General features: G+C 71.6%; 24 protein-coding genes. 7 read left to right on the plus strand and 17 right to left on the minus strand.

All coding sequences use genetic code 11. The annotated features are described in order from the left end of the window. Window positions 1–399 precede the first annotated feature (399 nt). Both mnmE and BT98_RS0111390 read left to right on the plus strand, forming a co-directional pair. A complete protein-coding gene (mnmE, locus tag BT98_RS0111385; protein ID WP_019462428.1) occupies window positions 400–1,713 on the plus strand; it encodes a tRNA uridine-5-carboxymethylaminomethyl(34) synthesis GTPase MnmE in 1,314 nt (437 codons plus the stop codon). A 191-nt stretch (window positions 1,714–1,904) separates the two neighbouring features. Then, window positions 1,905–2,372: a universal stress protein gene (locus BT98_RS0111390; RefSeq protein ID WP_019462427.1), complete on the plus strand. Its 468-nt coding sequence runs from the start codon at window positions 1,905–1,907 to the stop codon at window positions 2,370–2,372. Between the two features lie 37 nt (window positions 2,373–2,409). Here BT98_RS0111390 and secB read toward each other — a convergent pair whose 3' ends face one another. Together secB and BT98_RS0111400 are read right to left on the minus strand one after the other, a co-directional pair. Further along, window positions 2,410–2,901: a protein-export chaperone SecB gene (gene secB / locus BT98_RS0111395; protein ID WP_019462426.1), complete on the minus strand. Its 492-nt coding sequence runs from the start codon at window positions 2,899–2,901 to the stop codon at window positions 2,410–2,412. Window positions 2,902–3,053: 152 nt separating this feature from the next. Next, complete coding sequence (locus tag BT98_RS0111400) at window positions 3,054–3,755, minus strand: YggS family pyridoxal phosphate-dependent enzyme (protein ID WP_019462425.1); 702 nt, start codon at window positions 3,753–3,755, stop codon at window positions 3,054–3,056. 40 nt (window positions 3,756–3,795) lie between these two features. Between BT98_RS0111400 and BT98_RS24130 the strand changes: the two genes are divergently transcribed. From BT98_RS24130 to BT98_RS0111415, 3 genes are all read left to right on the plus strand, one after another. Beyond that, entirely contained in the window at window positions 3,796–4,458 is a 663-nt protein-coding gene (locus tag BT98_RS24130; RefSeq protein ID WP_019462424.1) for a thiamine phosphate synthase, read from the plus strand. A 136-nt stretch (window positions 4,459–4,594) separates the two neighbouring features. Further along, on the plus strand, window positions 4,595–5,947 hold the full coding sequence (locus BT98_RS0111410; protein WP_019462423.1) for a porin: 1,353 nt from the start codon (window positions 4,595–4,597) through the stop codon (window positions 5,945–5,947). Between the two features lie 138 nt (window positions 5,948–6,085). Further along, window positions 6,086–6,613, plus strand: a complete 528-nt coding sequence (locus BT98_RS0111415; RefSeq protein ID WP_019462422.1) for a DUF3576 domain-containing protein — start codon at window positions 6,086–6,088, stop codon at window positions 6,611–6,613. 114 nt (window positions 6,614–6,727) lie between these two features. Here BT98_RS0111415 and BT98_RS0111420 read toward each other — a convergent pair whose 3' ends face one another. The 8 genes from BT98_RS0111420 to BT98_RS0111455 all read right to left on the minus strand — a co-directional run bounded on the left by BT98_RS0111420 (window position 6,728) and on the right by BT98_RS0111455 (window position 18,466). Continuing rightward, window positions 6,728–7,102 carry a hypothetical protein gene (locus tag BT98_RS0111420; RefSeq protein WP_019462421.1) on the minus strand — a complete coding sequence of 125 codons (375 nt, stop codon included), beginning with the start codon at window positions 7,100–7,102 and terminating at the stop codon, window positions 6,728–6,730. 83 nt (window positions 7,103–7,185) lie between these two features. Continuing rightward, window positions 7,186–8,580 (minus strand): amidase family protein, encoded by a 1,395-nt coding sequence (locus BT98_RS0111425; RefSeq protein WP_019462420.1) that lies wholly within the window; start codon window positions 8,578–8,580, stop codon window positions 7,186–7,188. A 323-nt stretch (window positions 8,581–8,903) separates the two neighbouring features. Continuing rightward, window positions 8,904–10,688: an acyl-CoA dehydrogenase C-terminal domain-containing protein gene (locus BT98_RS0111430; protein ID WP_019462419.1), complete on the minus strand. Its 1,785-nt coding sequence runs from the start codon at window positions 10,686–10,688 to the stop codon at window positions 8,904–8,906. 375 nt (window positions 10,689–11,063) lie between these two features. Continuing rightward, window positions 11,064–13,379: a 3-hydroxyacyl-CoA dehydrogenase/enoyl-CoA hydratase family protein gene (locus BT98_RS0111435; protein WP_027297216.1), complete on the minus strand. Its 2,316-nt coding sequence runs from the start codon at window positions 13,377–13,379 to the stop codon at window positions 11,064–11,066. Beyond that, window positions 13,376–14,515: a thiolase family protein gene (locus tag BT98_RS0111440; protein ID WP_019462417.1), complete on the minus strand. Its 1,140-nt coding sequence runs from the start codon at window positions 14,513–14,515 to the stop codon at window positions 13,376–13,378. The genes BT98_RS0111435 and BT98_RS0111440 overlap by 4 nt, the downstream gene beginning before the upstream one ends. A gap of 295 nt (window positions 14,516–14,810) precedes the next feature. After that, complete coding sequence (locus BT98_RS0111445; RefSeq protein WP_314209539.1) at window positions 14,811–15,245, minus strand: MerR family transcriptional regulator; 435 nt, start codon at window positions 15,243–15,245, stop codon at window positions 14,811–14,813. 9 nt (window positions 15,246–15,254) lie between these two features. Beyond that, the gene (locus BT98_RS0111450) at window positions 15,255–17,090 is read right to left on the minus strand and encodes a long-chain-fatty-acid--CoA ligase (RefSeq protein WP_019462415.1); all 1,836 of its coding nucleotides are present in this window, start codon (window positions 17,088–17,090) and stop codon (window positions 15,255–15,257) included. 14 nt (window positions 17,091–17,104) lie between these two features. Next, window positions 17,105–18,466 (minus strand): OmpP1/FadL family transporter, encoded by a 1,362-nt coding sequence (locus BT98_RS0111455; protein WP_051004970.1) that lies wholly within the window; start codon window positions 18,464–18,466, stop codon window positions 17,105–17,107. A 121-nt stretch (window positions 18,467–18,587) separates the two neighbouring features. Between BT98_RS0111455 and BT98_RS0111460 the strand changes: the two genes are divergently transcribed. Beyond that, window positions 18,588–18,905 (plus strand): SCP2 sterol-binding domain-containing protein, encoded by a 318-nt coding sequence (locus tag BT98_RS0111460; RefSeq protein ID WP_019462413.1) that lies wholly within the window; start codon window positions 18,588–18,590, stop codon window positions 18,903–18,905. 180 nt (window positions 18,906–19,085) lie between these two features. Here BT98_RS0111460 and BT98_RS0111465 read toward each other — a convergent pair whose 3' ends face one another. The 5 genes from BT98_RS0111465 to nfi form a co-directional block, all read right to left on the minus strand. Then, window positions 19,086–19,628: a hypothetical protein gene (locus BT98_RS0111465; protein ID WP_019462412.1), complete on the minus strand. Its 543-nt coding sequence runs from the start codon at window positions 19,626–19,628 to the stop codon at window positions 19,086–19,088. A 336-nt stretch (window positions 19,629–19,964) separates the two neighbouring features. Beyond that, window positions 19,965–20,420 carry a protoporphyrinogen oxidase HemJ gene (gene hemJ / locus BT98_RS0111470; protein WP_019462411.1) on the minus strand — a complete coding sequence of 152 codons (456 nt, stop codon included), beginning with the start codon at window positions 20,418–20,420 and terminating at the stop codon, window positions 19,965–19,967. Next, complete coding sequence (locus BT98_RS0111475; protein WP_019462410.1) at window positions 20,420–21,085, minus strand: HAD family hydrolase; 666 nt, start codon at window positions 21,083–21,085, stop codon at window positions 20,420–20,422. The genes hemJ and BT98_RS0111475 overlap by 1 nt, the downstream gene beginning before the upstream one ends. A gap of 33 nt (window positions 21,086–21,118) precedes the next feature. Beyond that, a complete protein-coding gene (gene hemH / locus BT98_RS0111480; protein ID WP_037250528.1) occupies window positions 21,119–22,282 on the minus strand; it encodes a ferrochelatase in 1,164 nt (387 codons plus the stop codon). A gap of 34 nt (window positions 22,283–22,316) precedes the next feature. Then, window positions 22,317–23,057 (minus strand): deoxyribonuclease V, encoded by a 741-nt coding sequence (nfi, locus tag BT98_RS0111485; protein ID WP_019462408.1) that lies wholly within the window; start codon window positions 23,055–23,057, stop codon window positions 22,317–22,319. Window positions 23,058–23,176: 119 nt separating this feature from the next. On the opposite strand from nfi, the gene BT98_RS26125 reads away from it, so the two are divergent. Then, entirely contained in the window at window positions 23,177–23,773 is a 597-nt protein-coding gene (locus tag BT98_RS26125) for a 3'-5' exonuclease (protein WP_019462407.1), read from the plus strand. A 49-nt stretch (window positions 23,774–23,822) separates the two neighbouring features. On the opposite strand, the gene ggt is transcribed toward BT98_RS26125, so the two are convergent. Then, entirely contained in the window at window positions 23,823–25,430 is a 1,608-nt protein-coding gene (gene ggt / locus BT98_RS0111495) for a gamma-glutamyltransferase (protein ID WP_019462406.1), read from the minus strand. Between the two features lie 67 nt (window positions 25,431–25,497). Continuing rightward, window positions 25,498–26,391: an ABC transporter permease gene (locus BT98_RS0111500; protein ID WP_019462405.1), complete on the minus strand. Its 894-nt coding sequence runs from the start codon at window positions 26,389–26,391 to the stop codon at window positions 25,498–25,500. Window positions 26,392–26,398 lie beyond the last annotated feature (7 nt).

Below are 26,398 nucleotides of genomic sequence, written 5' to 3' on the forward strand. Positions count from 1 at the left end.
CCCGCATGCTGGAGCAGATAGGGGCTGGCCTCATGGCTCAGCAGGTTCTCGCTCGGATAGGTCTGGCCCATGCCAGCGCACCTAAGGTGCCCCCATCCTTCCCACCAGGGGGGCTCTCGGAGGTTTCGGGCCGGGGCCAGAGGGGCTCCGCCCCTCTGGACACCCCGCCAAGGGACGTTAGTCCCTTGGAACCCTGTGAGCGCTCCGCGAGGAGGGGGGACAGGACACCGGTCGCCGGATGGCATACCGGCGGAACAACCCCCTCCTCGCGGAGCGCTCATGGCGGGGTCTCGGGGGGATACCATCCCCCTGAGCGGCCCCTCCTTCAGCAAAGGGTCCGGGAGGCAGAGCCTCCCGGTTCCCAGGCCAGATCCTCGAAGAGCAACCCCTGGGGAAGTCATGAGCACGGCGGACACGATCTTTGCGCTGGCGACGGGGGCCGGGCGTTCGGCGGTGGCGGTGCTGCGGCTGTCAGGGCCGGGCTGCGGGGCGGTGCTGGACCGGCTGGCCGGGCGGCGGCCGGCGGCGCGGATGGCCACGCTGCGGACGCTGCGGGATGCGGCGGGGGCGGCGCTGGACCGGGCGCTGGTGCTGTGGTTTCCGGGGCCGCGTTCCTATACGGGCGAGGATGCGGCGGAGCTGCACCTGCATGGCGGGCGGGCCGTGGTGGCGGCGGTGTCGGAGGCGCTGGTGGCGGCCGGGGCGCGGGTGGCGGAGCCCGGGGAGTTCACGCGCCGGGCCTTCCTGCACGGCAGGATGGACCTGACCGAGGCCGAGGGCATCGCCGACCTGATCGAGGCCGAGACCGAGGCGCAGCGGCGCCAGGCGCTGCGGCAGACCGGGGGCGCGCTGGCGCGGGAGGCGCGGGGCTGGGCGGAGCAGCTGACGCGGCTGCTGGCGCAGCAGGAGGCGGCGCTGGAATTCGCCGAGGAAGGGCTGCCCTCCGACCTGGACGAGGTGGTGCGGGCGGGGGCCGGGGCGCTGCGGGCGGAGATCGCCGCAGCGCTGGCGGATGGCGGGCGCGGGGAGCGGCTGCGCGAGGGGCTGGACGTGGCGATCCTGGGCGCGCCGAATGTGGGCAAGTCCTCGCTGCTGAACGCGCTGACGGGACGGGAGGCGGCCATCGTCTCGGCCCGGGCAGGCACCACGCGGGACGTGGTGGAGGCGCGCTTCGACCTGGCGGGGGTGCCGGCGACGCTGGCGGACACGGCCGGGCTGCGCGAAGGAGCCGACGAGATCGAGGCCGAGGGCATCCGCCGCGCGCACCGGCGGGGAGAGGAAGCCGATATCGTGCTGGCGGTCTTCGCGGCCGATACGGCGCCGGATGCGGAGACGCTGGCCCTGCTGGCGCGGCGGGACTGTGTGGTGGTGGCCAACCGCTGCGACCTCGCGGAGCCGGCGGCGGATTACGCCGGCGTGGTGCCGCTGCGGGTCTCGGCCCGGACCGGGACGGGGCTGGCGGCGCTGCGAGCCCGGCTGGAGGAGGAGGCGGAGCGGCGGGCCGGCGGCGCCGCGCTGCTGACCCGCCCGCGCCATCGCGCCGCGCTGGAGGAGGTGGCGCGGCACCTGGCCGGGGCGGAGACCGCGCCCGTGCCGGAACTGGCCTCCGAGGGACTGCGCGCCGCGTCGCTGGCCCTGGGGCGCCTCACGGGCCGGGTCGGGGTCGAGCAGGTGCTGGATGTCGTCTTCGGCAGCTTCTGCATCGGCAAGTGAGCGCGGCGGCCTGCTTCCAGGGGGACTGGCCCCCGGGCGTGGCAAGCGCCGTGGCCTTCCCTATAATCCTGGCCTTTCGTGGGGCCGCGATGGCAGGCTGCAAGGGGTCGGAGCCCGGCCTCGCCCCGTTCGGGAAACACTGACCACACCGCCGCGCGGATCGCCGCGATGCGGATTCCGGGAGAACTGGCTTGCCGAGCGACCGCGTCTTTCTCGTCGTCGTGGATGACAGCCCGGAACGGGTGCTGGCGATGCGCTATGCCTGCCTGCGGGTGAAGAAATCCGGCGGGCGGGTAGCCCTGCTGCGGGTGACGGAGCCGGTGGGGCTGCAGGAATGGGCCGGCGTCGGCCAGCTGTTGCAGCAGGAGCGGCGGGAGGAGGCGGAGCAGATGCTGTCCGCCCTGGCCGCCGAGGTGCAGGAGATCACCGACGGGCTGCCGCTGATCATCATCCGGGAGGGCGACCTGATCGAGGAGGTGCTGGGCCTCATCGAGAGCGATCCGCGCATCTCGATCCTGGTGCTGGCCGCCTCCGCCTCCGGCGGCAATCCCGGGCCGCTGATCACGGCGATGACCAGCCGCCATTCCCACCGCCTCCGCTGCCCCGTCACCATCGTGCCGGGCGGCATGAGCTACGAGGAGCTCGACCGGGTGACGTGACGGGGAGGGCGGACCCTCCCCGCCGGCCTGTTCGGGTTCAGGCGTTGCCGACGGGCGGCTGGCCGGCCTGGGCGCGGCGGGACTGCCACAGCGCCACGAAGTCGATCGGCGTCAGCAGCACGGGCATGAAGCCGCCCTCGCGCGTCGCATCGGCCAGGACGTTGCGGGCGAAGGGGAAGAGCAGGCGCGGGCATTCCACCAGCAGCACCGGCTCCAGGCTTTCCTGCGGCACGTTCACGGTGAAGATGCCGCAATAGACCAGCTCGGCGATGAAGGCGGTGGTCTCGCCCGACTTGGCATCGCAGCGGATCTGCAGCGAGACCTCGAAGGTGTTGCCGTCCTGCTGCAGCGGCCGGGCCTGCACGTCCAGGCCGATATCGATGCGCGGCTGCTCGCGCAGCTGGGTGAAGACCTCCGGCGCCCCCGGCACCTCGAAGGACAGGTCCTTCACGTATTGCAGGTTGACGACCAGGGGGGCCGGCGGCGCGTTGCTGTCGCCGGGAAGGACGGGCTGGATCGGATCGGACATGGCAAACCTGCGATGGGCTGGGTGATGTGAGGCGGCGGGTAGCATGGGCGTCCCGCCATCGGAAGGCGAATGCGGCGCGACGGCCTCGCCATTCGCGTGCCCCCCCCCCGCATGTCCCCTGGGCGGGGGCAGGAAAGGTGGCGCTGCGGCGGTCAGGCGGCGGGATAGGGCCGGTGGCCGAAGATCGCGGTCCCCACCCGCACATGGGTGGCACCCTGGGCGATGGCCAGCGGGAAATCGCCGCTCATGCCCATCGACAGGCGCTTCAGCCCGTGCCGGGCCGCCAGTTCCGCCAGGAAGGCGAAATGCGGCACCGGGTCCTCGCCGGCGGGCGGGATGCACATCAGGCCGGAGATGGAGAGGCCGTACTCCTCCTGGCAGACGCGCAGGAAATTCCCGGCCTCGGCGCGGGCGATGCCGGATTTCTGCGGCTCCTCCCCGGTGTTCACCTGCACCAGCAGCTCCGGCCGCCGGCCTTCCTTCGCCATGGCGGCGGCCAGGGCTTCGGCGAGCTTGGGCCGGTCCAGGCTCTCGATCACGTCGGCCACCCGCACCGCGTCGCGGGCCTTGTTGGTCTGCAGCCCGCCGATGATGTGCAGGCGGAGTTCCGGATGGGCCGGGCGCAGGGCCGGGAACTTGCCCTGGGCCTCCTGCACGCGGTTCTCGCCGAAGACGGCCTGGCCGGCCGCCAGGGCCTGGACCACGCTTTCCGCCGGATGTGTCTTGGAGACCGCGACCAGTTGCACCGAGTCGGGGGGGCGGCCGGCCCGGGCGCAGGCTTCGGCGATCTCGGCCCTCACCCGGGCCAGGGCGGCCGGGATGGAGGCATCAGCGAGGGAGGAGGCGTCGCTCATGGAGGGGAGGGATAAACGCCCGCGCCCGAAGAAGATAGCCGTGGAGGAGGCCGTGATCGCGGCGCGGCGCTTCCGGCCGCCGCCGGGGCGGGACGGCCTGCCCCGGCTCTGGCTGGTTTCCGACGCCCGCCGCCTGCCCGACCCGCGCGAGGCCGCCGGCGGCCTGCCGCGCGGCGCGGCGGTGCTGGCGCGCGACGTGGCGCCAGAGCTGCTGCCCGCGCTGGCGAGGCTCTGCCGTGCGCGGGGCCTCGTGCTGATGCTGGCGGGGGACGGGCGCGCGGCGCTGCGGCTGGGGGCGGGGCTGCACCTGCCGGACCGCCGGCCCGCCACGGGGGTGCTGCCTTATCTCCTGGCGCGGCGGCGGGACCCGTGCCGGTGGCGGCTGAGCCAGGCGGCGCATGGGCGCTCCGGCTTGGCCCGCGCCCGGCGACTCGGGGCGGATGGGGTGCTGCTCTCCCCCGCCTTTCCCACGGCCAGCCATCCGGGCGCCCCGGCGCTGGGGCCGTTGCGCTGGGCGGCGCTGGCGCGGCGTGCCGCAAGTAGTGCCGTTGCGCTGGGTGGCATGGATGCCCGCAGCGCCCGGCGCCTGCCCAACTGGGCCTGTGGCATGGCGGCTCTGGAAGGGCTGTTGCCCGCCAGTCACAGTGTTTCGCAGAAGTCGCGCCCCCGTGATCCGGGCCATTGCCCCTTCCGAATGGCCTGAACCATAGTCCGCCCGGGCCTGGCTCCACGCCGGGTGCATCGCTGTGGTGCGCTGGACGAGGAGCTCCCTGTCAGGGGGGCAGGCGGGCTGAAGGGATCGCTGGGCAGTGCGGCCCATGCGCGTGAGGAGGGATTTGATGCGTAAGCTTCTTCTGGGGAGCACGGCCGTCGCCGCCGCTGCTCTGTTCGCCCCGCAGGGCGCTCTGGCGCAGGGTGCCGACCCGTTCCTGCCGCCCGGCCCGCCGATGGTGTCCCACCGCGCCCTTGAAGTGCGCGTCGGCGGCTATTTCCGCTTCAACTACAACTTCACCGAGCAGGGCCAGAACAGCGCCAACAAGGACAGCGGCGTGGGCGTGCCGGTGGCCGGCGTCGCCACCACCCCGAACACCTCGGCGCGCCTTGGCAAGTCCGACTTCGCCTCCGATGCCGAAATCCACATCGTTGCCAACGGCAAGGCCACCAACGGCCTGCGCTACGGTGTCGCGATCGAGCTCGAGGTCGATTACAACGACGGCACCTATTCGCCGTACTCGGGCTCGCGCGTGCGCTCGCCCAAGACCGGCCTCGACACCGACGAGATGTGGATGTACGTGGCCGGCGGCTTCGGCCAGGTCCGCTTCGGTGACGAAGACAACGCCTGGAACCTGATGAGCGTCGGTCACGTCGCCAACTTCGGTACGGGCGGCGCCGACGGTGACTGGTTCGACAGCGTGACCGCGACGCACCGCGCCGCGACCACCTTCACCTCGGACTCGGGCGACAACACCAAGATCATCTACCTGTCGCCGCAGTTCTACGGCTTCGACGTCGGCGCCTCCTTCGCCTTCAACACCGGCGAGGGCGAGGACACGGGCTGCATCCTGTCCACCGTGACCTCCGACTGCGACCGCGCGAACGCCTATTCCGGCGGCTCGGCCCGCCGCCGCAACGAGGTGTTCGGCATCGCCCGTTGGCGCGGTTCCTTCGGCGGCGTCGGCCTGCAGGCCGCGATCGGCGGCATGACCGCCGATGCCACGAAGGGCCAGCAGGTCATCAACTCGGGCGTCGCCTCCTCGGTCACCTCGGCCAAGCCGATGTGGATGGGCTATGGCGGCCTGCAGGCGACCGCCTACGGCTTCACGCTGGGCGGCGAGTACTATTGGGGCCAGGCCAACAACAGCTTCGCTCCGCTGGTCCGTGGCGCCGTCGATACGCGCAGGATGGGCGAGGTCTTCGCCGGTGCGTCCTATACCTGGGGCCCGGTCACGGTCGGCGCGAACTACTACGACCTGCAGTCCGCCGGTGCCCAGGGCATCGCGGCTGGCCGCCGTGAGCTGGTCTGGTCGGTCGGCGCGACCTATGTCGTGGCTCCCGGCCTGACCATCGTGACCGACTACTCGGACATCTACCGCAAGGAAGCCGGCTACAACTTCATCTCCGGCACGGCGGGGTCCGCCAACAACAAGGTGACCTCGAAGGTCTTCATCCTGGGTACCCGCATCGCCTTCTGATCGCGGTTTCTATCCGGTGCAGAAGGGGCGGCGGATCGATCCGCCGCCCTTTTTGTATCCGCCGCCACGATTTCTTCGCGGCGCACCCGCTTTTTCCCCTCTTGCAAGTGCCGCGTTGGCTTCTACTGTGCGTCCGCCATGCCAAAGACACGCCTCGCTCTGCTGCTGCCCATCCTGGTGGGGGCCTGTTCCCAGTCCCGCCAAGTGGGCAACGACGAATATACGGATGACAGCCGGCGCGCCCGTGTCCAGGGACGTCTGAGCGGCTCCGACGGCATCCTGCTGTTCGGCACCGACCGCACCAATCGTGATGGCGGGGGCGACCAGTCCGGCACCGGGCTCGGCGTGAACGCCTATCTGTGGCGTGCCGCGCTGGACACCCTGTCCTTCATGCCGCTTTCCTCGGCCGATCCCTTCGGCGGGGTGATCATCACCGACTGGTACACGCCGAGCGCGGCCAACGGGGAGCGCTTCCGGGCCACGGCCTATATCCTGGGCCGGCAGCTCCGTTCCGATGGCGTCCGGGTATCGGTCTTCCGTCAGGAACTGCACAACGGCGTTTGGCAGGATGCGCCCGTGTCCAGCGCCACCAGCGCGGAACTCGAGGACAAGGTCCTTGCCCGGGCGAGGGAACTCCGCAGCGGACAGGCGACCGCCGCGCGCTGAACCAGGCGCCATCCGGCACCAAGGAAAAAGGCCTTTCCCCCCGGGGGGAAAGGCCTTTCTTCTGGAAGCGGTTCTGGCTGTCCGGATGGGGGCGCCCCGTCAGGCGCCCGCCCGTTACCAGTAGCCGGGACCGCGGACCACGTAGCCGGGCGGCGGCGCATAGACCGGGGCCGGGCGGTACACCACGGGCGGCGGCTGATAGATCACCGGTGGCGGCGCATACTCGTACACGACCGGCGGCGGGGGCGGCGCGTAATAGACCCGGGGCGGCGGGGGCGGGGCCGCCTGCGTGGCCAGGCCAAGGGCGAGGCCGCCCAGGACGCCGGCGCCCAGGCCCAGGGCGAGTGCTCCGCCGGGGCCGGGGCCGTGGTGGCGATGATAGCCACCACCCGGTCCCCAGTAAGGCTGGGCCTCGGCCGGGGCTGCGACGACGGCGCCCAGGGACAGGGCGGCCGTCGCGGCCAGGGTGATCTTGGTGATGCGGCGCATGGGCATTGCTCCTCGATAGCCAAGATGGTGCCGGCCCATGGCGGAATCGAGGCAGGTTTGCCCTCACCCTGGGGCGAAATGCATCACTCTGTAACGGGCTCGACCGGCGCGATGGGCTCCGGCGCGATGACGGCCCCGGCCTCCAGCAGCAGGTCCTCGCGATAGCGCCCGGCCACCAGCTGCACCCCCATCGGCGCCGAAGACGCGTCGGAGGTGGCGACCGTCAGGGCGGGCAGGCCCATCAGCGGCAGCCCGATCTGCACGAGCTGCGCCTCGATCACCCGCTCGAAGCTGGCCTCGCTCTCGATGTCGAGTGCATCGGGGAAGGGCGGCTCCGCCGAGACGGGCAGGAGGACCAGCGGATAGCGCTCCAGGAAGAGGTTCCACTGCCGCAGGAAGCCGGCCCGCCGGGTCAGGGCATCGGCGACGCCATGCTCCCCGGCCTCTGGGGCACGCGCCTCCATCATGGCCAGCACGGCCAGGGATTCCGCCTCGTTCTCGGCCTGATAGGCCTTGTTGCCGCTGCGCCGGCTTTCCGCCAGCCAGAGCAGGGCCTGCAGATGCGCCGGCTCCCGCAGCGGCGGGCAGGGGGTCTCGACCACGGTCCAGCCCGCCTCCTGCAAGGCCAGGGCGGCGGCGCGCAGGGCCTTCTCCACGGCGGGATGGGTGGCCAGCCCCTCGGGGCGCACGCAGAGGGCGGCACGCTTCGGCAGCGGCGGCCCTTCGAGCGGCGCCGGCACCCACCAGGGGTCGCGCGGGTCGGGCGCGGCAAGGGCGGCCAGGGCCGCGCGCAGGTCCGGGATGGAGCGGGCCAGCGGGCCGGAAACCGCCATCAACTGCGCGCCGATCGCGCGTTCCGGGCTGCTGGCGTTGAAGGCGGCGATCCGCCCCAGCGTCGGCCGCAGCCCGTGCACGCCGCAGGCATAGGCCGGATAGCGCACCGAGCCGCCGATATCCGTGCCATGCGCCAGCGCCCCGATCCCCGCCGCCAGCGAGGCCGCGGCACCGCCGGAGGAACCGCCGGGGGTCAGGCGCGGGTCGCGGGGATTCCTGGTGTTGCCGTGCAGGGCGTTGCGGGTGAACCAGCGCAGCGAGAAGGCGGGCGTGTTGGTCCGCCCCAGCACCACCGCCCCGGCGCGGCGGAAGTTGCTGACGACGGGGTTGTCTTCCTTCGCGATCAGTTCCCGCTGGGTGCGAAGCCCATTGGTGGTGGCATGGCCCACTTGGTCGGCATTCACCTTGATCGTCACCGGAACGCCGGCCAGCGGCCCGGGATCCTCGCCCGCGCCCAGGCGGCGGTCCACCTCGCGCGCCTCGGCCAGGACTTCCTCGGACCGGTGGTCCACCACGGCGTTGATGGCGGGGTTCGCGGCTTCCAGCCGGGACAGCGCGTCCCGCGCCACCTCCTCGGCCGAAACCTCCCGTCCCCGCAGCTTCGCCGCCAGCTCGCTGGCCGTCAGGCGCCAATAATCCCCCATGCCCCGGGACTCCTCTGCGGTGATCTGCGCGGGGCAGTCTCCGGGCAGGGCTGGGGCTTGTCGAGGGGCTGCTCCGGACGTGGCGCCGTGGTTGGGGGCAAGGCGCTGCCTTTCCCCCAAGCCCCCTATCCGCCAGGACCCTGAGGGTCCTGGACCTCCCGTTCGTTGGCGCCTGCCTGTTGCCCCGAAGGATCGGGTTGCAGGGTAACGGCAGCCACCAGCGCCAACGAAAGCCCGGGGTCCGGGGACCGGCTTCGATCCCCGGCGGAGTGGGTCCGGGAGAGGGGAGCCTCTTCCGGGGTCCGGGGCCCGGCACGTCCCCTTCAGAACGCCGCGTCGTCGAACGCCATCATCGACGCACCGCCCGCCAGGATGGCCGAGGCCAGCGCGCCGGTTTCCGGCAGCAGGCGCTGCATGAAGAAGCGTGCCGTGGCCAGCTTGGCGGCGTAGAATTCCGGTGTCTCCCCACCATCGCCCCGCAGCGCGGCCCCGGCCATCAGCGCCCATTGATGCGCCAGGGCGGTGAGGCCGAAGAGGCGCAGGTAGTCCGTCGCCCCGGCGCCGATCTCCGTGGGATCGGACAGGCCGCGCCGCGCCAGCTCCGCCGTGCATTGCTGCAACCGGCCGAAGGCCTTGGAGAGCGGCAGGATGAACTCGCCCATCCGCTCGTCTTCCTCGTGCGCCTCGATGAAGGACAGCACGGGATGGAAGAAGCGGCGGAGGTAGCGCCCCGCATGGGCCGGCATCTTGCGCCCGGCGAGGTCCAGCGCCTGGATGCCGTTGGTGCCCTCGTAGATCTGCGCGATGCGCGCGTCGCGGGCATACTGCTCCATGCCCCATTCGCGGATATAGCCGTGCCCGCCCAGCACCTGCATGCCGTGGTTGGCGCAGAGCGTGCCGAGATCGGTGAAGAGCGCCTTCACGATCGGCGTCATCAGCGCGACATGGTCCTCGGCGGCCAGGCGCTCCTCCGGCTCCGGGTGGCGGGTGGCGATGTCGTGCTGGAGCGCCACGGCGACACCCAGCGCGCGGCATCCCTCGGTATAGGCGCGCATGGTCAGCAGCATGCGCCGCACGTCCGGATGCACCAGGATGGGATCGGCCGGCCTGTCGGGATATTTCGCGCCGCCCAGAGCCCGGCCCTGCAGCCGGTCGCGCGCATAGGCGACGGCGTTCTGGTAGCTGACCTCGGCGATGCCCAGACCCTGGATACCGACGGAAAGCCGCTCCTCGTTCATCATGGTGAACATGGTGCGCAGCCCCTTGTGCGGCGTGCCGAGCAGCCAGGCCTTCGCTCCGTCGAAGTTCATCACGCAGGTGGCGGAGGCCTTGATGCCCATCTTATGCTCGATGGAGGCGCAGGAGACGCCGTTGCGCGGCCCCACCTTGCCGTTCTCGTCCGGCAGGAACTTCGGCACCAGGAACATGCTGATGCCCTTCACCCCCGGCGGCGCGTCCGGCAGCTTGGCCAGCACGAAATGCACGATGTTCTCCGTCAGGTCGTGCTCGCCCGCGGAGATGAAGATCTTGGTGCCGCTGAGGCGGTAGCTCCCGTCCTCCGCCGGCACGGCCCTGGTGCGGATCAGGCCGAGATCGGTGCCGCAATGCGGCTCCGTCAGGCACATCGTGCCGCTCCATTCGCCGGACACCAGCTTCGGCAGGTAGAGGTCCTTCATCGCCGCCGTGCCATGCGTGTGCAGCGCCGTGTAGGCGCCGTGCGACAGGCCGGGATAGAGGCTGAAGGCGAGGTTGGCGGAGCAGATCATCTCCTCGAACAGCAGCGACACGGTGCGCGGCAGGCCCTGGCCGCCGTAATCCGGGTCGCAGGCCATCGCCGTCCAGCCGCCCTGGCGGAAGGCGTCGTAGGCCTCGCGGAAGCCTTTCGGCGTGCGCACCACGCCGTTCTCGTAGTGGCAGCCCTCCTCGTCGCCCGGGCGGTTGATCGGGAACAGCACCTCCTCGCAGAGCTTCGCCGCTTCCTCCATCACCGGGTCGATCAGGTCCGGCTGCATCTCCTCGCAGCCCGGCAGCGCCCGCAGCCGCTCCATCGCCACGATCTCGCTGAGCAGGAAGCGCATGTCCCGCAGCGGTGCCTTGTAGCTCGGCATGTCCTGTCCTCCTTGCTGTTCGGGCCAGGGACCGGGGAAGGCGCCGCCTTCCCCCGGACCCCATCCGCCAGGACCCTGAGGGTCCTGGACCTCCCATTCGTTGGTTCATGCTGACAGCGGATCGCGCCGGAGGGCCTAGCCCTCCGGCGACGGCCGGTGCCGCACGTGCCGACATCGTCTTCGATTCCTCTGGGAGAGCCCCGCCTTTCCACGCGTTCCCTGGGATCGGATCCTGGGCTGACGCCGCTCACAGGCGCCCACCCACCGGGTCCAGGGCCCGCAGGGTCCTGGCGGAGTGGGGGTCCTGGGGGCGAGGCAGCGCCTTGCCCCCAGGGGGCCGCCCCGGGCACCACGCGGGAACACCCACCCCGGGCATCAGTTCCGCAACGGCTTCCCGGTTTCGAGCATGTGCTCGACCCGGGCGAGGCTCGCGGGATGCCGCAGCAGCGTCATGAAATGCTTCCGTTCGAGGGCCAGTACGCGCTCCTCCGGGACTTCCTCGGTGTAGTCCGCCGCCTCGCCGCCGGTGAGCGTGTCCGCGAGATGCGCGCAGACCACTTCATCATGCGGCGTCGCCTTGCCGGTCTGCGCGGCGCTGCGCACGGCGAGATCCAGCGCGGCGCGGCCGGACGGCCCGGCGAGGCGCAGCGGCGCGAGCCGCGGCGGCTGGTAGCCCTCGACCATGGCGAGCGCCCGTTCCCTGGCCTCCGCCAGCAGGCGGTCGCGGTTCATGGTGATGCCGTCCTCCGGCCGCAGCAGGCGCAGCTCCTTCGCCTCGAAGGCGGATTTCGCCACCTGCGCGGTGGAGATCATCTCGAAGGCCTTGGCCAGCGGCGGCATCGGCCCATGCGGCAGACCGGGCGCTTCCTGCCAGCGGCGCAGCAGGTTGGCGCAGCCGCCCCAGCCGGGGATCAGCCCGACGCCGGCCTCGACCAGGCCGATATAGCTTTCCGCATGCGCCTGCACCGCGTCGCAATGCAGCAGGATCTCGCAGCCGCCGCCGAGCGCCATGCCGGACGGCGCGCCGACCACCGGGAAGGGCGCGTCGCGCAGCGCGCGATAGGTCTTCTGCCCCTGTTCCACCAGGGATTCGATCTCGCCCCAGGCGGCGATGTTCGCGGCGAAGAGGGCGAGACCGAGATTGGCCCCGGCGGAGAAATGCGTGCCCTCGTTGTGGATCACCAGGGCGCGGAAGCCGCCTTTCCTCCACAGCGCGACGGCCTTGCCGATCAGCGCCATGACCTCCGGGTCCAGCGCGTTCATCTTGGTGTGGAATTCCAGGCAGGCGGCGCCGTCGCCGATGTCCCAGAGGCTGGCGGAACCGTTGCGCAGCAGCGGCTTCGAGCGGCGCTTGACGTCGGACAGCAGCAGCACGCCCTCGGCCCGCGGCACGGAATGATATTCGCCATCCAGGCCGAGGAACTGCAGCACGCCTTCTTCGGTGCGATAGAAGCTCCGCTCCCCGGCCCGTTCCAGCAGCACCGGCACCGGGCGGCCATCCTCGCGCAGCGCCTGGGCGAGCCAGCCGGGACCGAGGCGGTCGATCAGCTCGAAGGGCCCGTATTTCCAGTTGTAGCCGAGCCGCATCGCCGTATCGACGGCATCCACGTCATCGGCGATCTCGCCCACCAGCGCGGCGGCGTAGGAGAGCGTGTCCAGCAGCAGCGCCCGGGCGAAGCGGCCGCCGCGGTCGGGATGGGCGACCAGTTTGCGCAGGTCCTTCGCCCCGGCCTCCAGGCTTTCGAGCATGGGCTTCCCGCTGTCGCGGTCCTCGCCGGTCCAGAGGTCGATGGCGCGCTTGAGGCTCTTCCCGCCGGCATCCTTCGCCCGGGTGTAGAAGCCGCCCTGGCTGCTCTTGCGCCCGGTGCGGCCACTCTCGATCAGTTTCGCCACCACCGGATGCTCGCGGTGCAGGGCGCGGTAGGCATCGCCTTCCGGCAGGCTGGCGAGCAGGCTGCGGGAGACATGCGGCATCAGGTCCAGCCCGACGAGATCCAGCAGGCCGAAGACGCCCGTCCTGGGCACGCCCATGGGCCGCCCGGCCACGGCATCGGCTTCCTCGACCGAGAGGCGCAGCTCCGTGGCGTGGTTCACCGCCGACTGCATCCACAGCGTGCCGATGCGGTTGGCGATGAAGCCCGGCGTGTCCTTCGCCACTACCACCGTCTTGCCGAGGCGCCGGTCGGCGGTCTCGCGGATGGTGGCGAGCACGCCCGTATCGGTCCGCGGGCCGGCCACCACCTCCAGCAGCCGCATGTAGCGCGGCGGGTTGAAGAAATGCGTGATCAGGAAATGCCGCGCGCGTTCCGCCGGCATTCCCTCGGCCAGCGCCTGCAGCGGGATGGTGGAGGTGTTGGAGGACAGCACCGCCCCCGGCTTCATCACCCCGTCGAGCCGCGCATAGAGTTCGCGCTTGGCCTCCAGCCGCTCGGTGATCGCCTCCACCACCCAGTCGCAATCGGCGAGGAGGCGGAGGTCGCTCTCCAGCTCGCCCGGCTGCACCAGCTTCGCCGCGCCGCGATGCATGAAGGGAGCCGGATCGGCCTTGAGCATCGCCGCCAGCGCCTTCGCCGCACCGCCCGGCACGACATCCAGCAGCACCACCGGCAGGCCCGCATTGGCCATCTGCGCCGCGATGCCGGCGCCCATCACCCCGGCGCCGATGACGCCGACCCGCTGGATCGTGCTCATTCCACCGCCTCCAGCACCGTGGCGATGCCCTGGCCGCCGCCGATGCACTGGGTGGCCAGCGCATAGCGCCCGTTCTGCCGCCGCAGCAGCGCGGCCGCCTTGCCCACGATGCGCGCGCCCGTCGCCCCCAGCGGATGGCCGAGCGCGATGGCGCCGCCATCGATGTTCACCAGGGCGGGATCGAGCCCCAGCTCGCGGATGCAGGCGATGGACTGGCTGGCGAAGGCCTCGTTCAGCTCCACCACGTCGAGGTCGCCCACACCGATCCCCGCCCGGGCCAGCGCCTTGCGCGAGGCCTCGACCGGTCCCATTCCCATGATCTCCGGCGCGCAGCCCGCCACGGCGATGCCGCGGATGCGCGCCAGCGGCTCCATTCCCCGGGACCGCGCGTGCTCCCCGGAGCAGACCAGCAGCGCCGCCGCGCCGTCGGTGAGCGGCGAGGAGGTCCCGGCCGTCACCGTGCCGTCCTTGCTGAAGGCCGGCTTCAGCCCCGCCAGCCCTTCCGGCGTCGTGTCGGGGCGGATGCAGCCATCCTGCTCCACCGTCCCGGCCCTGGTGCGGATCGGCACGATCTCGGAGGCGAAATAGCCCTCCGCCTGGGCCTTCGCCGCGCGGCGCTGGCTTTCGGCGGCGAACTCCTCCTGCTCCCGCCGGGGGATCTGGTGCCGCCGTGCGACGTTCTCCGCCGTCTCGCCCATGGAGATGTAGGCCTGCGGGAAGTCCTTCGCGAGGCCGGGATGCGGCAGCGGGTTGAAGCCCATGATCGGCACCCGCGACATGCTTTCCACCCCGGCGCAGAGGAAGGCCTCGCCCGCCCCCATGCGGATCGCCCCCGCCGCCTGGTGCACCGCCTGCATCGAGGAACCGCAGAAGCGGTTCACCGTCACCCCGCCCGCCGCCTGTGGCAGCCCGGCCAGGAAGCTCGCCAGCCGGGCGATGTTCAGCCCCTGCTCGCCTTCCGGAAAGGCGCAGCCCATGACCACGTCCTCGATCGCCGCCGGGTCCGCCTTCGATTCCGCCAGCAGCGCCCGCATCACCTGCGCCACCAGCTCGTCGGGCCGGACCCTGGCCAGCTCCCCTTTGCCGGCGAAGTGAAACGGCGAACGCCGATAGGCCGCGATCACCACATCCGTCATGGCTCGTTCCTCTGGTTCTGGGGGTTCGGGCGCGGTGCTCCGGGAAGGGCTCCGCCCTCCCCGGACCCCACCCGCCCGGGGACGTTAGTCCTCGGGGACCCTGTGAGCGCTCCGCGAGGAGAGGGATTGGGAGACCGGTCGCGACAGGCGCGACGGCGGTCGCGGCCCCCTCCTCGCGGAGCGCTCATGGCGGGGTCTCGGGGGCATACCATCCCCCTGAGCGGCCCCTCTCTCAGAAAAGGGTCCGGGAGGCGGCGCCTCCCGGCTCCCCGGCCAGACCACCCAGACCCGTGGGTCAGGATTGGCCGGAAAGGGCGTCCGCCGCCTGGGATTCGATGTCGCGCAGTTCGGCGAGGGTCTGTTCCAGGTCGGCGCGCTGCTGTTCCAGGCGGGCGATTCGGTCGCGCACGCTGTCCAGCAGCCAGCGGATCTGTTCCGCCTGGCCGTGCTGCGCGTCGTAGAGGCCGAGGTACTCGCGGATCTCGTTCAGCGAGAAGCCGAGGCGCTTGCCGCGCAGCACCAGCATCAGTCGTGCCCGGTCGCGCCGGTCGAAGACCCGCGTGGTGCCGGCACGCTCCGGGGCGAGCAGTCCCTTCGCCTCGTAGAAGCGGATGGCCCGGGGCGTGATGCCCAGCTCCTTGGCGAGCTGGTTGACCGTGTAGAGCTGGCGCAGCCTGGGGCCCCCTGTCTGCGGTGTGGCGGATGGATGCCGCAGCCTGCCGTGCTGGATGGGCCATTGTCACGCCTCTCCACGTGGAAGGCGCTCGCGCAGCTCCTGGCGCAGCTCGGTCCTGGAGAGCTTGCCGACCGCCGTGCGCGGCAGTTCCTCGCGCAGCTCGATCAGCCTTGGCCGCTCGATGGGCGAGAGGCGCTCCGCCAGGAAGGCGTGCAGCTCCTCCGCCGTGAGGGCGGCGCCGGGGCGCGGCTGCACGAAGGCAGCGGGGCTTTCGCCGCGATACGGGTCGGGCATGCCCAGCACCGTCGCGGCCACGACGTCGGGATGGGTGTAGAGCGCCTCCTCGATCGCGCGCGGATAGACGTTGAAGCCGGAGCACAGGATGATGTCCTTGATCCGGTCCACCAGCGTCACGTAGCCGTCCGGCGCCATGATGCCGACATCGCCGGTGCGCAGGAAACCGTCGGGGAGCAGCACGCGCGCCGTCTCCTCCGGCTCCTCCCAATAGCCCCGCATCACGTTGGGCCCGCGCACGCAGAGCTCGCCGCGCTCGCCCGGCGGCAGGGCGCGGCCGGGATCGTCCAGGGCGCGGATCTCCGCCTCCACGCCCGGCAGGGGCAGGCCGATGCTGCCGGCGCGGTTCTCGCCCACCAGCGGGTTGCAGAAGCAGACCGGCGAAGCCTCGGTCAGCCCGTATCCCTCCACCAGCACGCAGCCGCTGGCGGCCTCGAAATCGTGCTTCACCTCCAGCGGCAGGGGCGCGCCGCCGGAGATGCAATAGCGGACGGAAGCCAGCATCTCCCGCGGCGTGCCGGCATCCAGGACCGCCTTGAACAGCGTCGGCACGCCGGGCAGCAGGGTCGGCGGCTTGCGGCGCAGCACGGTGCGGAAGCTGGCCTGGTCGTAGCGCGGCAACAGCACGATCTCGGCCCCCCAGGCAAGGCCGGCATTCAGCGCCACGGTCATGGCGAAGACATGGAAGAAGGGCAGCACGGCGAGCAGGCGCTCCTCGCCCTCGCGGCATTCGTGGAACCAGCACCGCACCTGTTCCAGGTTGGCGGTCAGGTTGGCATGGGTCAGCACCGCGCCCTTCGGCCGGCCGGTGGTGCCGCCGGTGTATTGCAGCACCGCCACGTCGCCAGGTTCGATGGCGGGGCCGTCGCGCAGGGGCGGTGCCTCCAGCAGCATGTCGAAGAGCGTGACCTGCGGATCGTGGCGCGGCACCGTGCCGATGCTGGCGCGGCGCGCGAGGCGGAAGCCGAGTCCCTTGAGCGCCGGCAGCGCCCCGGCGAAGCGGCAGGCCACCACATGGCGCAGCGGGCCGTCCTCCCGCCCCGGGCGGCGGAGCAGGCCGAGCACGCGGTCCAGCATCGGCTCCAGGTCGAGCACCACCATGATCCCCACCCCCGAGAACCGGGCCTGGGCCGAGAGCTCCGTCGGCATGTGCAGCGGGTTGAAGTTCACCACCACGCCGCCGGCCTTCAGCACGGCGAAGTAGCTGATGACGTAGAAGGGACAGTTCGGCAGGCAGAGGCCGACATGCGTGCCCTTCCGCACGCCCAGGCGGCGGAAGCCCTCGGCGGCGCGGTCCACCAGTGCGCCGAGCTGGGCATAGGTCCAGCCGCGGCCGAAGAAATCGAGGCAGGGCCGCTCCCCGAAGCGGTCCACCGCATGGCGCAGCATCCCCGGCAGGGTGGCGGGGGCGGGCAGGGCGGCCCAGTCCACCCCCGGCGGATAGCTGGCGAGCCAGGGATGGGCGGCACTATCGGGGCGCAGCGCCCCGCCTGCGCCGGCGGAGGGGCGCGTCCCGTCCGCCGGCGGAGCGGAGGGCCCGGGGGAGGGCGGCGGCACCGGCCGGGCCCGTTCCGCATCGCCTGCCATCGTCCCGCCGCCCGACATCCCTGGCCCTCCCGCTAGAGCGCGATCCGCGCCTGCAGCGCGAAGACGTCCACCGCGTTGTTGTAGCGCTGTTCCAGATTGCCCCGCAGGAAGTCGGAGGAGCCGGGGTTGCTGCCCGAGCTCAGGCTGACGATGCCGTCGCGGGCGAAGATGTGCGAATAGCCCGCCGAGATCTCCATCCGCTCCGTGACCTTGTAGGAGGCGCCGACCGAGAGCCAGTAGCGGTCGGTATCGGGCAGGCGCGGCGTGCGGTAGGCGGTCTTCACCGGCGTCTGGTCATAGGCGAAGCCGGTCCGCAGCCGCAGCTTGTCGTTGACCTGGTACTCGGCGCCGACCGAGGCGAAGATCGTGTCGCGCCAGTTCTCCGCCGTCACCGTGTCGGCGCGGCCATCCGCCTTGATGCGGAGTTCCTGGAAGCGGGACCAGTTGGTCCAGCTCACATCCGACAGCAGCGTCCAGCGGTTGCCCAGCGCCTGCGACAGGCCGAGCGTGACACTTTCCGGCGTGGTCACCTTGGTGCTGGCCCGCGTGGCGCGGAAGCTGTTCGCCAGCGCCGCCGGCACGTTCTCGAAGCTCAGCCAGGAGCCGTCCAGGTTCTGGAAGATGGCGGAGCGGAAGTTCGCGCCGAGCCGCGTGCCGGGATGGGGCTCCCACAAGGCGCCGACCTGCCAGCCCAGGGAATAGTCGTCGCCCTTCACCGAGCCGATGCCATCGGCGCTGCCCGGGCGCAGGCCCAGCCGGCCGAGCCCCGCCGCCGCGCCGATCGAGCCGAAATCCACCGCGTTCGACAGCCGCGCGCTCATGTGCTGCACGATCAGCGCGGCGCCGAGCGAGAATTCCGGCGTCGCCTTCCAGGCCACGGAGGGCGCGATCTCGAAGGTGCGCAGCACGCTGGTCATGGCGTGGTAGCGGGCGACATCGCCGGCGCCGGTCTTGGTGATCAGCCCCCAGGGCGAATTGACCGACAGTCCCAGCCACCAGTCTGGCGCGATCTGCGCCGTGGTATAGGTGGCGGGCACGAAGGCATCCTGGGCCACGTCGCCGTCGGTGCTGCCCAGGATCGCGCTTCCCCCCAGGGCGGCGGCGCGCCGGCCGCTGCTCGACTCCACCTCGGATCGCGGCCCGACATAGGTGCCGACGAGGCTTGTCTGGAAGCCCGGCAGCCGGACCATCGAGGCGGGGTTGAAGAACTGCATGGAGGGATCGTCGGCGCGCGCCGTGCTGCCGGCGAAGGAGCTGCCCTGTCCCACGGCGCTCTGGTCGCGCAGGAAATAGCCGGAGGCATGGGCCGGCGCTGCGCTCCACCCCAGGGCAGCGGCTCCGGCGGCGATCCCCGCCGCGAGGCCCCGGCAACAGCGTCTGGCTGTTCCACCCATGATCGGCTGTCTCCTCTCCCTCCGGGGGCCGTTCACTGCCGGCCCTCCGATTTGTGACGCATTAGGAAGATGGTTGACGTTAAGGTCAACAGGATTCGATTCTGCAACGCGGAAGGTCCCCATGGTTTCGACGGACGAGCTGATGAACGCCATGCTTGCACGCGCGCCGGTGCTACGCAGGCTTGGCTACAAGGTCCGCGTCGATATCACCGATTTGGATGAGAGCGTGCTGCTGGATGCAACCGGGGGGCAGCTCGATATCCGCCCAGCCCTTCCCACGGAGGAGACGGACACCGTGCTGCGCCTCAGTGCGGCGGACCTGGGCAAGCTGATGGCCGGGCGCCTCAACCCCATGCTCGCCTTTTCCACCGGCCGGCTCAGGGTCGAGGGCTCGAAGGGCGTTGCCCTCAAGCTGGCCAACCTGCTCGACGAGGACTGAGACGGCTTCGCAAGGCTTCCGGCGGCGGCATGGGCCGTTCGCATCGGGCGCGCCCATAAAGGAAAGGGGGGAGGCGATGCCTCCCCCCGATACCGTCTGGATAGGACCAAGATCCTGGCCTGATCCTCGGAGCCGGCCGGATGACGGCGCCGGCCGCTGGTTACGCGAAGACGCGCCGGGTCACTGGACCTGGCGCAGGCTTCCGTCCGGCATCCGCTCGAAAGCGCCGCCGCCGCCCAGGAAGGCGCCGTTGATGTTGCTGGTGCTCTTCGCCGCGTCCGGGCCGCCGATCACGACGCCCGTGCCCGAGCCCGTGGCGGCGGGAGCCGTCGGGGCGGCCTTGGACGGGGCCGCGGGGGCGGCGCCGCGCTGGCGGCGCTGGAACGGGCCGGTGCCGGGGCCGCCGCGGGCCTCGGAGCCGACGCTGCTCGTGTCGCGCGGGGTCGAGCCCGGCGTGGCCTGGCTGCTCGGCTGGCTCGTCAGCGGGCGCAGCTCGCGCGGTTCGGAACCGACGCGGCTGTTGTCGCGGGGGGTCGCGCCGAAGGTAGCCTGGCTGGTCGGCAGGTTCCCTTCCGGCTTCAGCTCGCGCGCCGTGGAACCGGCGCCGCTGTTGTCGCGGGGGGTGGCCTCGCTCGGCGTCAGGGTGGTCTGCGCCTGAACGGCGATCGGAGCGACCCCCGCTGCCAGCGCAAGAGCAAGGATCGTCACATGGCGTTGGGCCATTGGCATGTCTCCATCTTCATCGCCGAGGCCGGATGCGAATCCGTGCCAGCGATCTGGCTGCCTGGGTATCATGGAGTTGCGGCAGATCGGCCACAACCGTCATGGCCAACTGTGGCATTTTTGCCGCGCACGGCCCCGGCGCACGGCAACCGAGGCTCGGACGCGCGGCATTCCGCAATATAAACCGCGCGGTTGCGCCCCCTGTTCCCACAGGAACGCGGCTGGGGTCTTGCGCGCCTTCGCCCCTTGCGCCGTGGCGGCGGTAAAACGCGTTATCACATTCCCGCGACTTCATGCGGGCCAGGCAAAGCCGGCCGCCATGGCCGCCGCCGGGGGTCAGAAGGGCTTCACGATCACCATGATCACGATCAGCACCAGCAGGAGCGTCGGCACCTCGTTGACCACCCGCCAGAAGGTCGCCGAATGGCGGCGCTCATCGGCCAGGAAGTGCTTGCGCTGGGTGGCGAGGTAGCCGTGCAGGACGGTCATGGCCAGGAAGCCGAACATCTTCCCGTGCCACCAGCCCGCGCTCCAGTCCACGACGCCCGGGGTCATCACCAGGGTCAGGCCGAAGATCCAGGCGGCGATCATCGCCGGGTTGATGATGCCGCGCAGCAGGCGACGCTCCATCACCTTGAAGGTCTCGCTCATCGGCGAGCCCGGCGCGGTCTCGCTGTGATACACGTAGAGGCGCGGCAGGTAGAACATGCCGGCCATCCAGGCGAAGACCGAGATCAGGTGCAGCGCCTTGGTCCAGGGATAGAGCAGGCCCAGGTCCAGGAAGCTCCCCATCACGCCGCCTCCTCGTCCAGCCCGAGCAGGCCGGGCAGTTCCGACAGATCCCCGAACAGGGCGGAAACGCCCACGGCGCGCAGCGCCTCCGGCTCCGTCCTGCGGCAGAAGCCCAGGACCCGGCAGCCCGCCGCCACCCCGGCACGGGCACCGGTCGGGCTGTCCTCGACCACCGCGCAGTCCCCCGGCGCCGCGCCGCAGGCCGCCGCCGCGGCGAGGTAGATGTCCGGATGCGGCTTGGGACGCGCCACATCCTCGAAGGAGAAGATCCGGTCGCCGAAAAACGGCGCGAAGCCCAGCCGGCCGAGCTTGGCGGAGAGTTCGAGCCGGGAGGAGTTGGAGGCCAGGGCGAGGGGCAGGGGGGAGCGGCGCAGCCGTTGCAGCAGGGCCTCGGCCCCCGGCACGGGCGGCACCTCCCGCGCCATGGTTTCCGTCACCTTGCGCTTGAGCTGCTCCGTCCAGTCCGGCGGCAGATGGCCGAGCTTCGCCTTCACCACCGGCGCCATGTCCGGCAGCGCCATGCCGAGGAAGACGGCGCCCGATTCCTCCGGCGTCAACACCCATCCACGCGCCGTCAGGTCCTCCGCCAGCACCCGGTCCACCAGGTGCTCGCTGTCGGCCAGGACGCCGTCGCAGTCGAACAGGACCGCCTTGAAACCCCTCATGCCTCGCTCCGTCTTGCCGCCGTTCCCCGATGCCTACTGGACACGGGCCGGCCGGTCGATGCCCGCCCCGCGCGCCCGCCGGGCCGGCACGGTCTCGCGCCGCCCGCCGGGGCTTCCCGTGAGGGAAGCCTGGGCGGCCCGGGCATGCGGACAGTCGGACTGGGCCTTGGGACATTGCCGCCCGCCCGCCCAGGAGCAGAGCCGGCGCCCCGAATCCCGCGCCTGCCGCACCAGCCCCGCCAGGGCGGCGATGAAGTCCGGATCGGCGTTCTGGGCCGGCACCCGGAAGTAGCCGGGCACGCCCTCCTTGTCCGCGAGGTCGCGGTATTCCATGTCGAGCTCCACCAGGGTCTCGGAATGTTCCGAGACGAAGGCGATGGGGCAGACCAGCACCGCCACGCGGTCCCTGGCCGCCTGCCCGATCGCCTCCTCGGTGGAAGGGCCGATCCATGTCTGCGGCGTGGCGCGGGACTGGTAGCAGACCCGGTGCTCCGCGCCCGGCAGGCCGAGCCGGGCCATCACCGCCTCGACGCTGCGCTCCACCTGCCACTGGTAGGGATCGCCCCGCTTCACGATGCTTTCCGGCAGGCCATGGGCCGAGAAGAGGATCCGCAGCGGCACGTCCGGCGCCAGGGCCTCCCGCGCCGCCTCCCAGGCCCGGCGCAGGATGGCGGCGGTGCTGGCGGCGAAACCCGGGTCGGAATGCCAGCAGCACAGCGCCGTGGCCGGCACCCGCAGCCCGGCGGCGGCGCAGGCGGCCTGCCAGTCGTCCAGGCTGCTGCCGGTCGTGGTGGTGCTGTACTGGGGGTAGAGCGGCAGCAGCACGGCCTCGTCCGGCTCCCAGGCCGCGACCTCGGCCACTGTCTCCGCCGAGAAGGGGTGCCAGTAGCGCATGGCGACGAAGCAGCGGGCCTCGAACTCCCCGGACAGCGCCGCCTCCAGCGCATCGGCCTGCTGCCGGGTCAGCTCCAGCAGCGGCGAGCGGCCGCCCAGCAGGGCATAGTTCTCCGTGGCCGGCTTCAGCCGCCGCCCGGCGATGAAGCGCCCCAGCGCGCCGCGCAGGAAGGCGGGCACGCGCAGGATGGCAGGGTCGGTGAAGAGGTTGACGAGGAAGGGCTTGATGGCCCCGGGCGAATCTGGCCCGCCGAGGTTGAACAGCACCACGGCGAGGCGGGGTCTGTGGGAGGGAGCGCTCATGGCTGGCCGGGAGATGACACGGGACCGGCGAAGGTCAAGTGGCGCGTCCCTCCGTTGCCGGTCCGGGCTTTTCCGCATGCATCCCCAGGGCGAGGCGTGCCGCGTTCGCCGCCAGGTGGGCCTGCCGTGTCGCTTCCGGCAGGCGGTAGCCGCGCAACCCGCGCTGCACCCATTCCACCGCGCTGCCGAGCGAGATCCGGTGCCCCACGGAGACATAGACGGGGTTGGAGCGTCGGCGCGTCCGCAGCACCACGGCCAGCACCTGCCCCTCATGGACGAGGTTGACCCGGTCGCCCGGCTCCGGCCCCAGCTCCCCGTCCGGGTGGCCGAAGAGGCGCGACTTCGCCACGCCGATCGTGGGCACGTCCAGCGCCACGCCGAGATGGCAGGCGACGCCGAGCCCGCGGGGGTGGCTGGCGCCGTGCCCGTCCACCATCACCAGATCGGGCTTCCGCTCCAGCCGCCGCCAGGCCTCCACCAGCACCGGCACCTCGCGGAAGCCCAGGAAGCCCGGCACATAGGGCATGGGCGCGCGCAGCACCGCCGCCTGGCTTTCCACCCCGGTGCCTTCCCCGGCCGGATCGAGCGCGACCAGCGCCGCGAAGATCCTCTGCGCCGGATCGAAGCGGTCCAGGCTGGTATCCGCCCCGCCCAGCCGCTGGACGGGGCCGAAGGCATCCTCCCGCACCACCCGCGCCGCCATCTCCCGCTGCACCTGCCGTGCGCGGGCCAGATCCGGCGGGTGGAGCCAGTCCTCCGGGATATCCTGGTGCATTCCCGTGCGCTTCCTCTCCTGCTGCTTCCTGTGAAACAGGCGGGACGCCCGCCGGTTGGGCCGGATCGGGCGGCTCCCGGCCTTACCGGAGCGCGCCGGGCTGTCCTAGGATGGCGGGGATGATGGACCTCGCCACGAAACCCGCCCCGTCGCACCCCGTGCTTTCCCTGCAGAGCGATGTGGTCGTCTTCGATACCGAGACCACCGGCTGCACCATCGGCGACCGGGTCGTTTCCCTTGGCGCGGTCCGGCTTGATCCCGCCCTGGACGTGGTGGCCACGCTGCACCTCGTCTTCGCGCCGGGCCGCCGCTGCCACCCGGGCGCGGTCCGGGTGCATGGCCTGACCGACCGCTTCCTGGCCCGCCAGCCGGCCTTCGAGGCCCATGCCGGGGAGGTCTCGGCCTTCTTCGAGGGCGCCGCGGCCTGCGCGCACAACCTCGCCTTCGACCGCCGCATGCTGGGCGGGGAATTCGACCGGCTGGGCCTCGCCCGGCCCTGGCGGGGGGAATACTGCACCCTGCGTGCCTGGCGTCTCTACCGCCCCGGCCAGCGCGCCGGGCTGGACGCCGCCTCGGCCGCCCTGGGCCTCGCGCGGGAAAGCGACCGGCACGGGGCGCTGGAGGATGCCTGCCTCGCCAGCCAGCTCCTCCGCGCCCTGCACGGCCTGCCCCCCGGCCGCATGACCCTGCACGATCCGACGAACCTGCGGGCCTGAACCCCCGGGGCGTCGCGACGCCGGAGGTGAGGCCCGGGCAGCGGCCGTGTCAGGCGGACATGGCCATGCCGTCCCGCTGCGGGTCGGCGCCGCCGCTGCACCGGCCGTCGCGGATCAGCAGCCCGTGCGGCGCCCCGAAGGCATGGCTCTGGTAGGAGCGGGCGACCGGGTAGCCCAGGGCCTCCAGCGCCGCCTGGGTGGCGTGGGGAATGCGGTTGCAGACGTCGATCGTATCGCTCAGCGCCACGATGCGCGGCGCCGCCACCGCCTCGGCCATGCCCATGCCGAAATCCACCACGTTCATGATCGCCTGGGCGATGGCCGGCACGATGAAGGTGCCGCCGGGCGCGGCGATCACCATCTCCGGCCGGCCGTCGCGGAACAGGATGGTCGGCGCCATGGCGCTGGCCCGGCTCTTGCCCGGCGCGATGGAGGCGGCGCGGCCCGGGCGCGGGTCGAAGCCGCTCATGCAGCCATTGTACATGAAGCCCAGCCCCTCGGTGATGACGCCGGAGGGATTGCCCAGCGTATGCGTCAGGGCGACGGCGTTGCCATCGCCGTCGATGACGCAGGCCACGGTGGTATCGGGCGGGTCGGCCGCCTTCTCGGCCCGCGGCACGTGCGCGCGGGCGCCGGAGCGGATACGGTCCGCCAGCATCGCCGCATGGTCGCGGGACAGCAGCATCCCCAGCGGCACATCGACGAAATCCGGGTCGCCCATATGGGCGTCCTTGTCGATGGTCATCCACTTCATCGCCTCGGCCAGCAGGCGCAGGTGCTCCGGGCTGCCGTGTTCCAGCGCGCCCAGATCGAAATGCCCCAGGATCTGCAGCAGCCCGATCAGCGAGGCGCCGCCGGAGGGCGGCGGATTGGCGGCGACCCGCAGGCCACGGTAATCGCCCCAGACCACCTGCTTCTCCCGCACCTGATAGCTCGTGAAGTCCTGCATGCCGAGCAGGCCGCCACGCTCCTGCATGTCGGCCGCCATCGCATGGGCCATGTCGCCGCGGTAGAAGACCTCGGCGCCGCCCTCGGCGATCCGTTCCAGGCTGCGCGCCATGTCCGGGTTGTCGAGGATCTCGCCCGGCCGCTTCAGCCGCCCGTCGGGGCGGAAATAGACGCGCTGCCCGGTTTCGCTGAAGCGGAGCTTGTCCTCCATGTTCACCTGGCCGTCGCTGCCATGGTCGATGGTCCAGTAATGGTGGACATAGGGCCGGATCATCACGCCGCGCCGGGCCTGGGCGATGGCGGGGGCCATCACCGCCTTCAGCGGCATGGTGCCGAAGCGCGCCAGGGCGGTGGTGTAGCCGGCCACGTTGCCCGGCGCGCCGATGGCGCCGGGGCCGATGTCGTTGCTCCGGTCGGAGAGCAGGAAGACGAAGCCGTCGCGCGACTGGCCGACGAAGCGGTCCGCCCACATGCCCGGCGTGGCGGCGAGCGGCGCGCGGGCGAAGAATTCCAGCACGCTGTGCTCGCCACGCTTCGGCATGCAGACCTGCATGGCGCCGAAGCCGCCGATGCCGCACATCTGCGGGTCCACCACGCCCTGGCTGAAGGCGCAGGCGATGGCGGCATCCACCGCGTTGCCGCCCTGGCGCAGGATCTCCACCCCCGCCTCCACCGCCTCGGGCTGCGGTGCCACGACCATGCCGCGCATGTGGTGTCCTCCTGTCTTCCGTGTTTCCGTCAGGGGAGGGAGGCGGGGATCGTCCCCCGCCTTCCGGTCAGATCCGGTAGCGGCGGGGGATCAGCAGGCTGCCGAAGGTGGTGAGCAGCAGCGTCGTGGCCATCAGGACCAGCGCGAGCGCCGAGGCGAAGGGCCAGTTGTTGTTGGTGCTGAATTCCCAGTACAGGATCGGCGCCATCATCTGGAAGCGCGGCCCGCCCAGCAGGAAGGGCGTGGCATAGGCGTTCATCGCCAGGATGAAGCAGAGGATGCAGGCCGTCGCCGTGCCGGGCAGGGCCAGCGGCCAGACCACGCGCCAGAAGCGGCGGTCGGGCGCCGCGCCCAGGCTCTGCGCCGCTTCCTCGATGCGGGGGTCGATGGTCTCCACCGCGCTCTGGATCGTCAGCACTACGAAGGGCAGGTTGATCGAGACGATGCCCAGCACCACGGCGGTGGAGGTGTACATCAGCTCCAGCCCTTCCCCCGTCAGGGCGCGCCAGACGTTGTCGATGATCCCGCCATGGGCGAAAAGGATCATCCAGCCCACCATCCGCACCGTGCTGCCAACAAAGAGCGGCAGCACCAGCGCCAGCATGAACAGCCCCTTCCACCGGCTCTGCGAGCGTGCCAGCCGGTAGGCGATGGGCATGCCGAGGACCAGGCAGAGCAGGGTGGAGGCGACGGCGACCAGCAGGGTGGTGCGCAGCACGCCGAGGTAGAAGGGGTCCGAGACGAAGCGGATGTAGTTCTCCGCCGTGACCATCTCGATCATCAGCTCGGTCGGGTCGTAGCGGTTGAGGCTGAAGCGCAGCAGCAGGAGCAGCGGCAGCAGCAGCATCACCAGCACGAGCAGCGTGGCCGGCGCCAGGAAGAGGGAGGCCGGCGCGGCTTGCCCCCTGTCCCGGTACGCGGCGGGGCGCGCCAGGGCCGCGGCGGTCGCGGTGTCGGACATGTCCGCT

The sequence above is a fragment of the Roseomonas mucosa ATCC BAA-692 genome (assembly GCF_000622225.1).
Classification (GTDB): Bacteria; Pseudomonadota; Alphaproteobacteria; order Acetobacterales; family Acetobacteraceae; genus Roseomonas; species Roseomonas mucosa.

Coding starts and splice junctions, on each gene's coding strand:
- BT98_RS0111430 (WP_019462419.1), bottom strand. CDS start 10,688: ATGCCGAGCTACAAGGCACCGCTGCGGGACATGCGCTTCCTGCTCAGC.
- BT98_RS0111415 (WP_019462422.1), top strand. CDS start 6,086: ATGCCAAAGACACGCCTCGCTCTGCTGCTGCCCATCCTGGTGGGGGCC.
- BT98_RS0111440 (WP_019462417.1), bottom strand. CDS start 14,515: ATGACGGATGTGGTGATCGCGGCCTATCGGCGTTCGCCGTTTCACTTC.
- BT98_RS0111500 (WP_019462405.1), bottom strand. CDS start 26,391: ATGTCCGACACCGCGACCGCCGCGGCCCTGGCGCGCCCCGCCGCGTAC.
- hemH (WP_037250528.1), bottom strand. CDS start 22,282: ATGAGCGCTCCCTCCCACAGACCCCGCCTCGCCGTGGTGCTGTTCAAC.
- BT98_RS0111460 (WP_019462413.1), top strand. CDS start 18,588: ATGGTTTCGACGGACGAGCTGATGAACGCCATGCTTGCACGCGCGCCG.
- ggt (WP_019462406.1), bottom strand. CDS start 25,430: ATGCGCGGCATGGTCGTGGCACCGCAGCCCGAGGCGGTGGAGGCGGGG.
- BT98_RS26125 (WP_019462407.1), top strand. CDS start 23,177: ATGATGGACCTCGCCACGAAACCCGCCCCGTCGCACCCCGTGCTTTCC.
- BT98_RS0111420 (WP_019462421.1), bottom strand. CDS start 7,102: ATGCGCCGCATCACCAAGATCACCCTGGCCGCGACGGCCGCCCTGTCC.
- BT98_RS0111425 (WP_019462420.1), bottom strand. CDS start 8,580: ATGGGGGATTATTGGCGCCTGACGGCCAGCGAGCTGGCGGCGAAGCTG.
- BT98_RS0111455 (WP_051004970.1), bottom strand. CDS start 18,466: ATGGGTGGAACAGCCAGACGCTGTTGCCGGGGCCTCGCGGCGGGGATC.
- BT98_RS0111450 (WP_019462415.1), bottom strand. CDS start 17,090: ATGTCGGGCGGCGGGACGATGGCAGGCGATGCGGAACGGGCCCGGCCG.
- BT98_RS0111410 (WP_019462423.1), top strand. CDS start 4,595: ATGCGTAAGCTTCTTCTGGGGAGCACGGCCGTCGCCGCCGCTGCTCTG.
- BT98_RS0111465 (WP_019462412.1), bottom strand. CDS start 19,628: ATGGCCCAACGCCATGTGACGATCCTTGCTCTTGCGCTGGCAGCGGGG.
- mnmE (WP_019462428.1), top strand. CDS start 400: ATGAGCACGGCGGACACGATCTTTGCGCTGGCGACGGGGGCCGGGCGT.
- BT98_RS0111475 (WP_019462410.1), bottom strand. CDS start 21,085: ATGAGGGGTTTCAAGGCGGTCCTGTTCGACTGCGACGGCGTCCTGGCC.
- BT98_RS0111400 (WP_019462425.1), bottom strand. CDS start 3,755: ATGAGCGACGCCTCCTCCCTCGCTGATGCCTCCATCCCGGCCGCCCTG.
- BT98_RS0111435 (WP_027297216.1), bottom strand. CDS start 13,379: ATGAGCACGATCCAGCGGGTCGGCGTCATCGGCGCCGGGGTGATGGGC.
- secB (WP_019462426.1), bottom strand. CDS start 2,901: ATGTCCGATCCGATCCAGCCCGTCCTTCCCGGCGACAGCAACGCGCCG.
- hemJ (WP_019462411.1), bottom strand. CDS start 20,420: ATGGGGAGCTTCCTGGACCTGGGCCTGCTCTATCCCTGGACCAAGGCG.
- nfi (WP_019462408.1), bottom strand. CDS start 23,057: ATGCACCAGGATATCCCGGAGGACTGGCTCCACCCGCCGGATCTGGCC.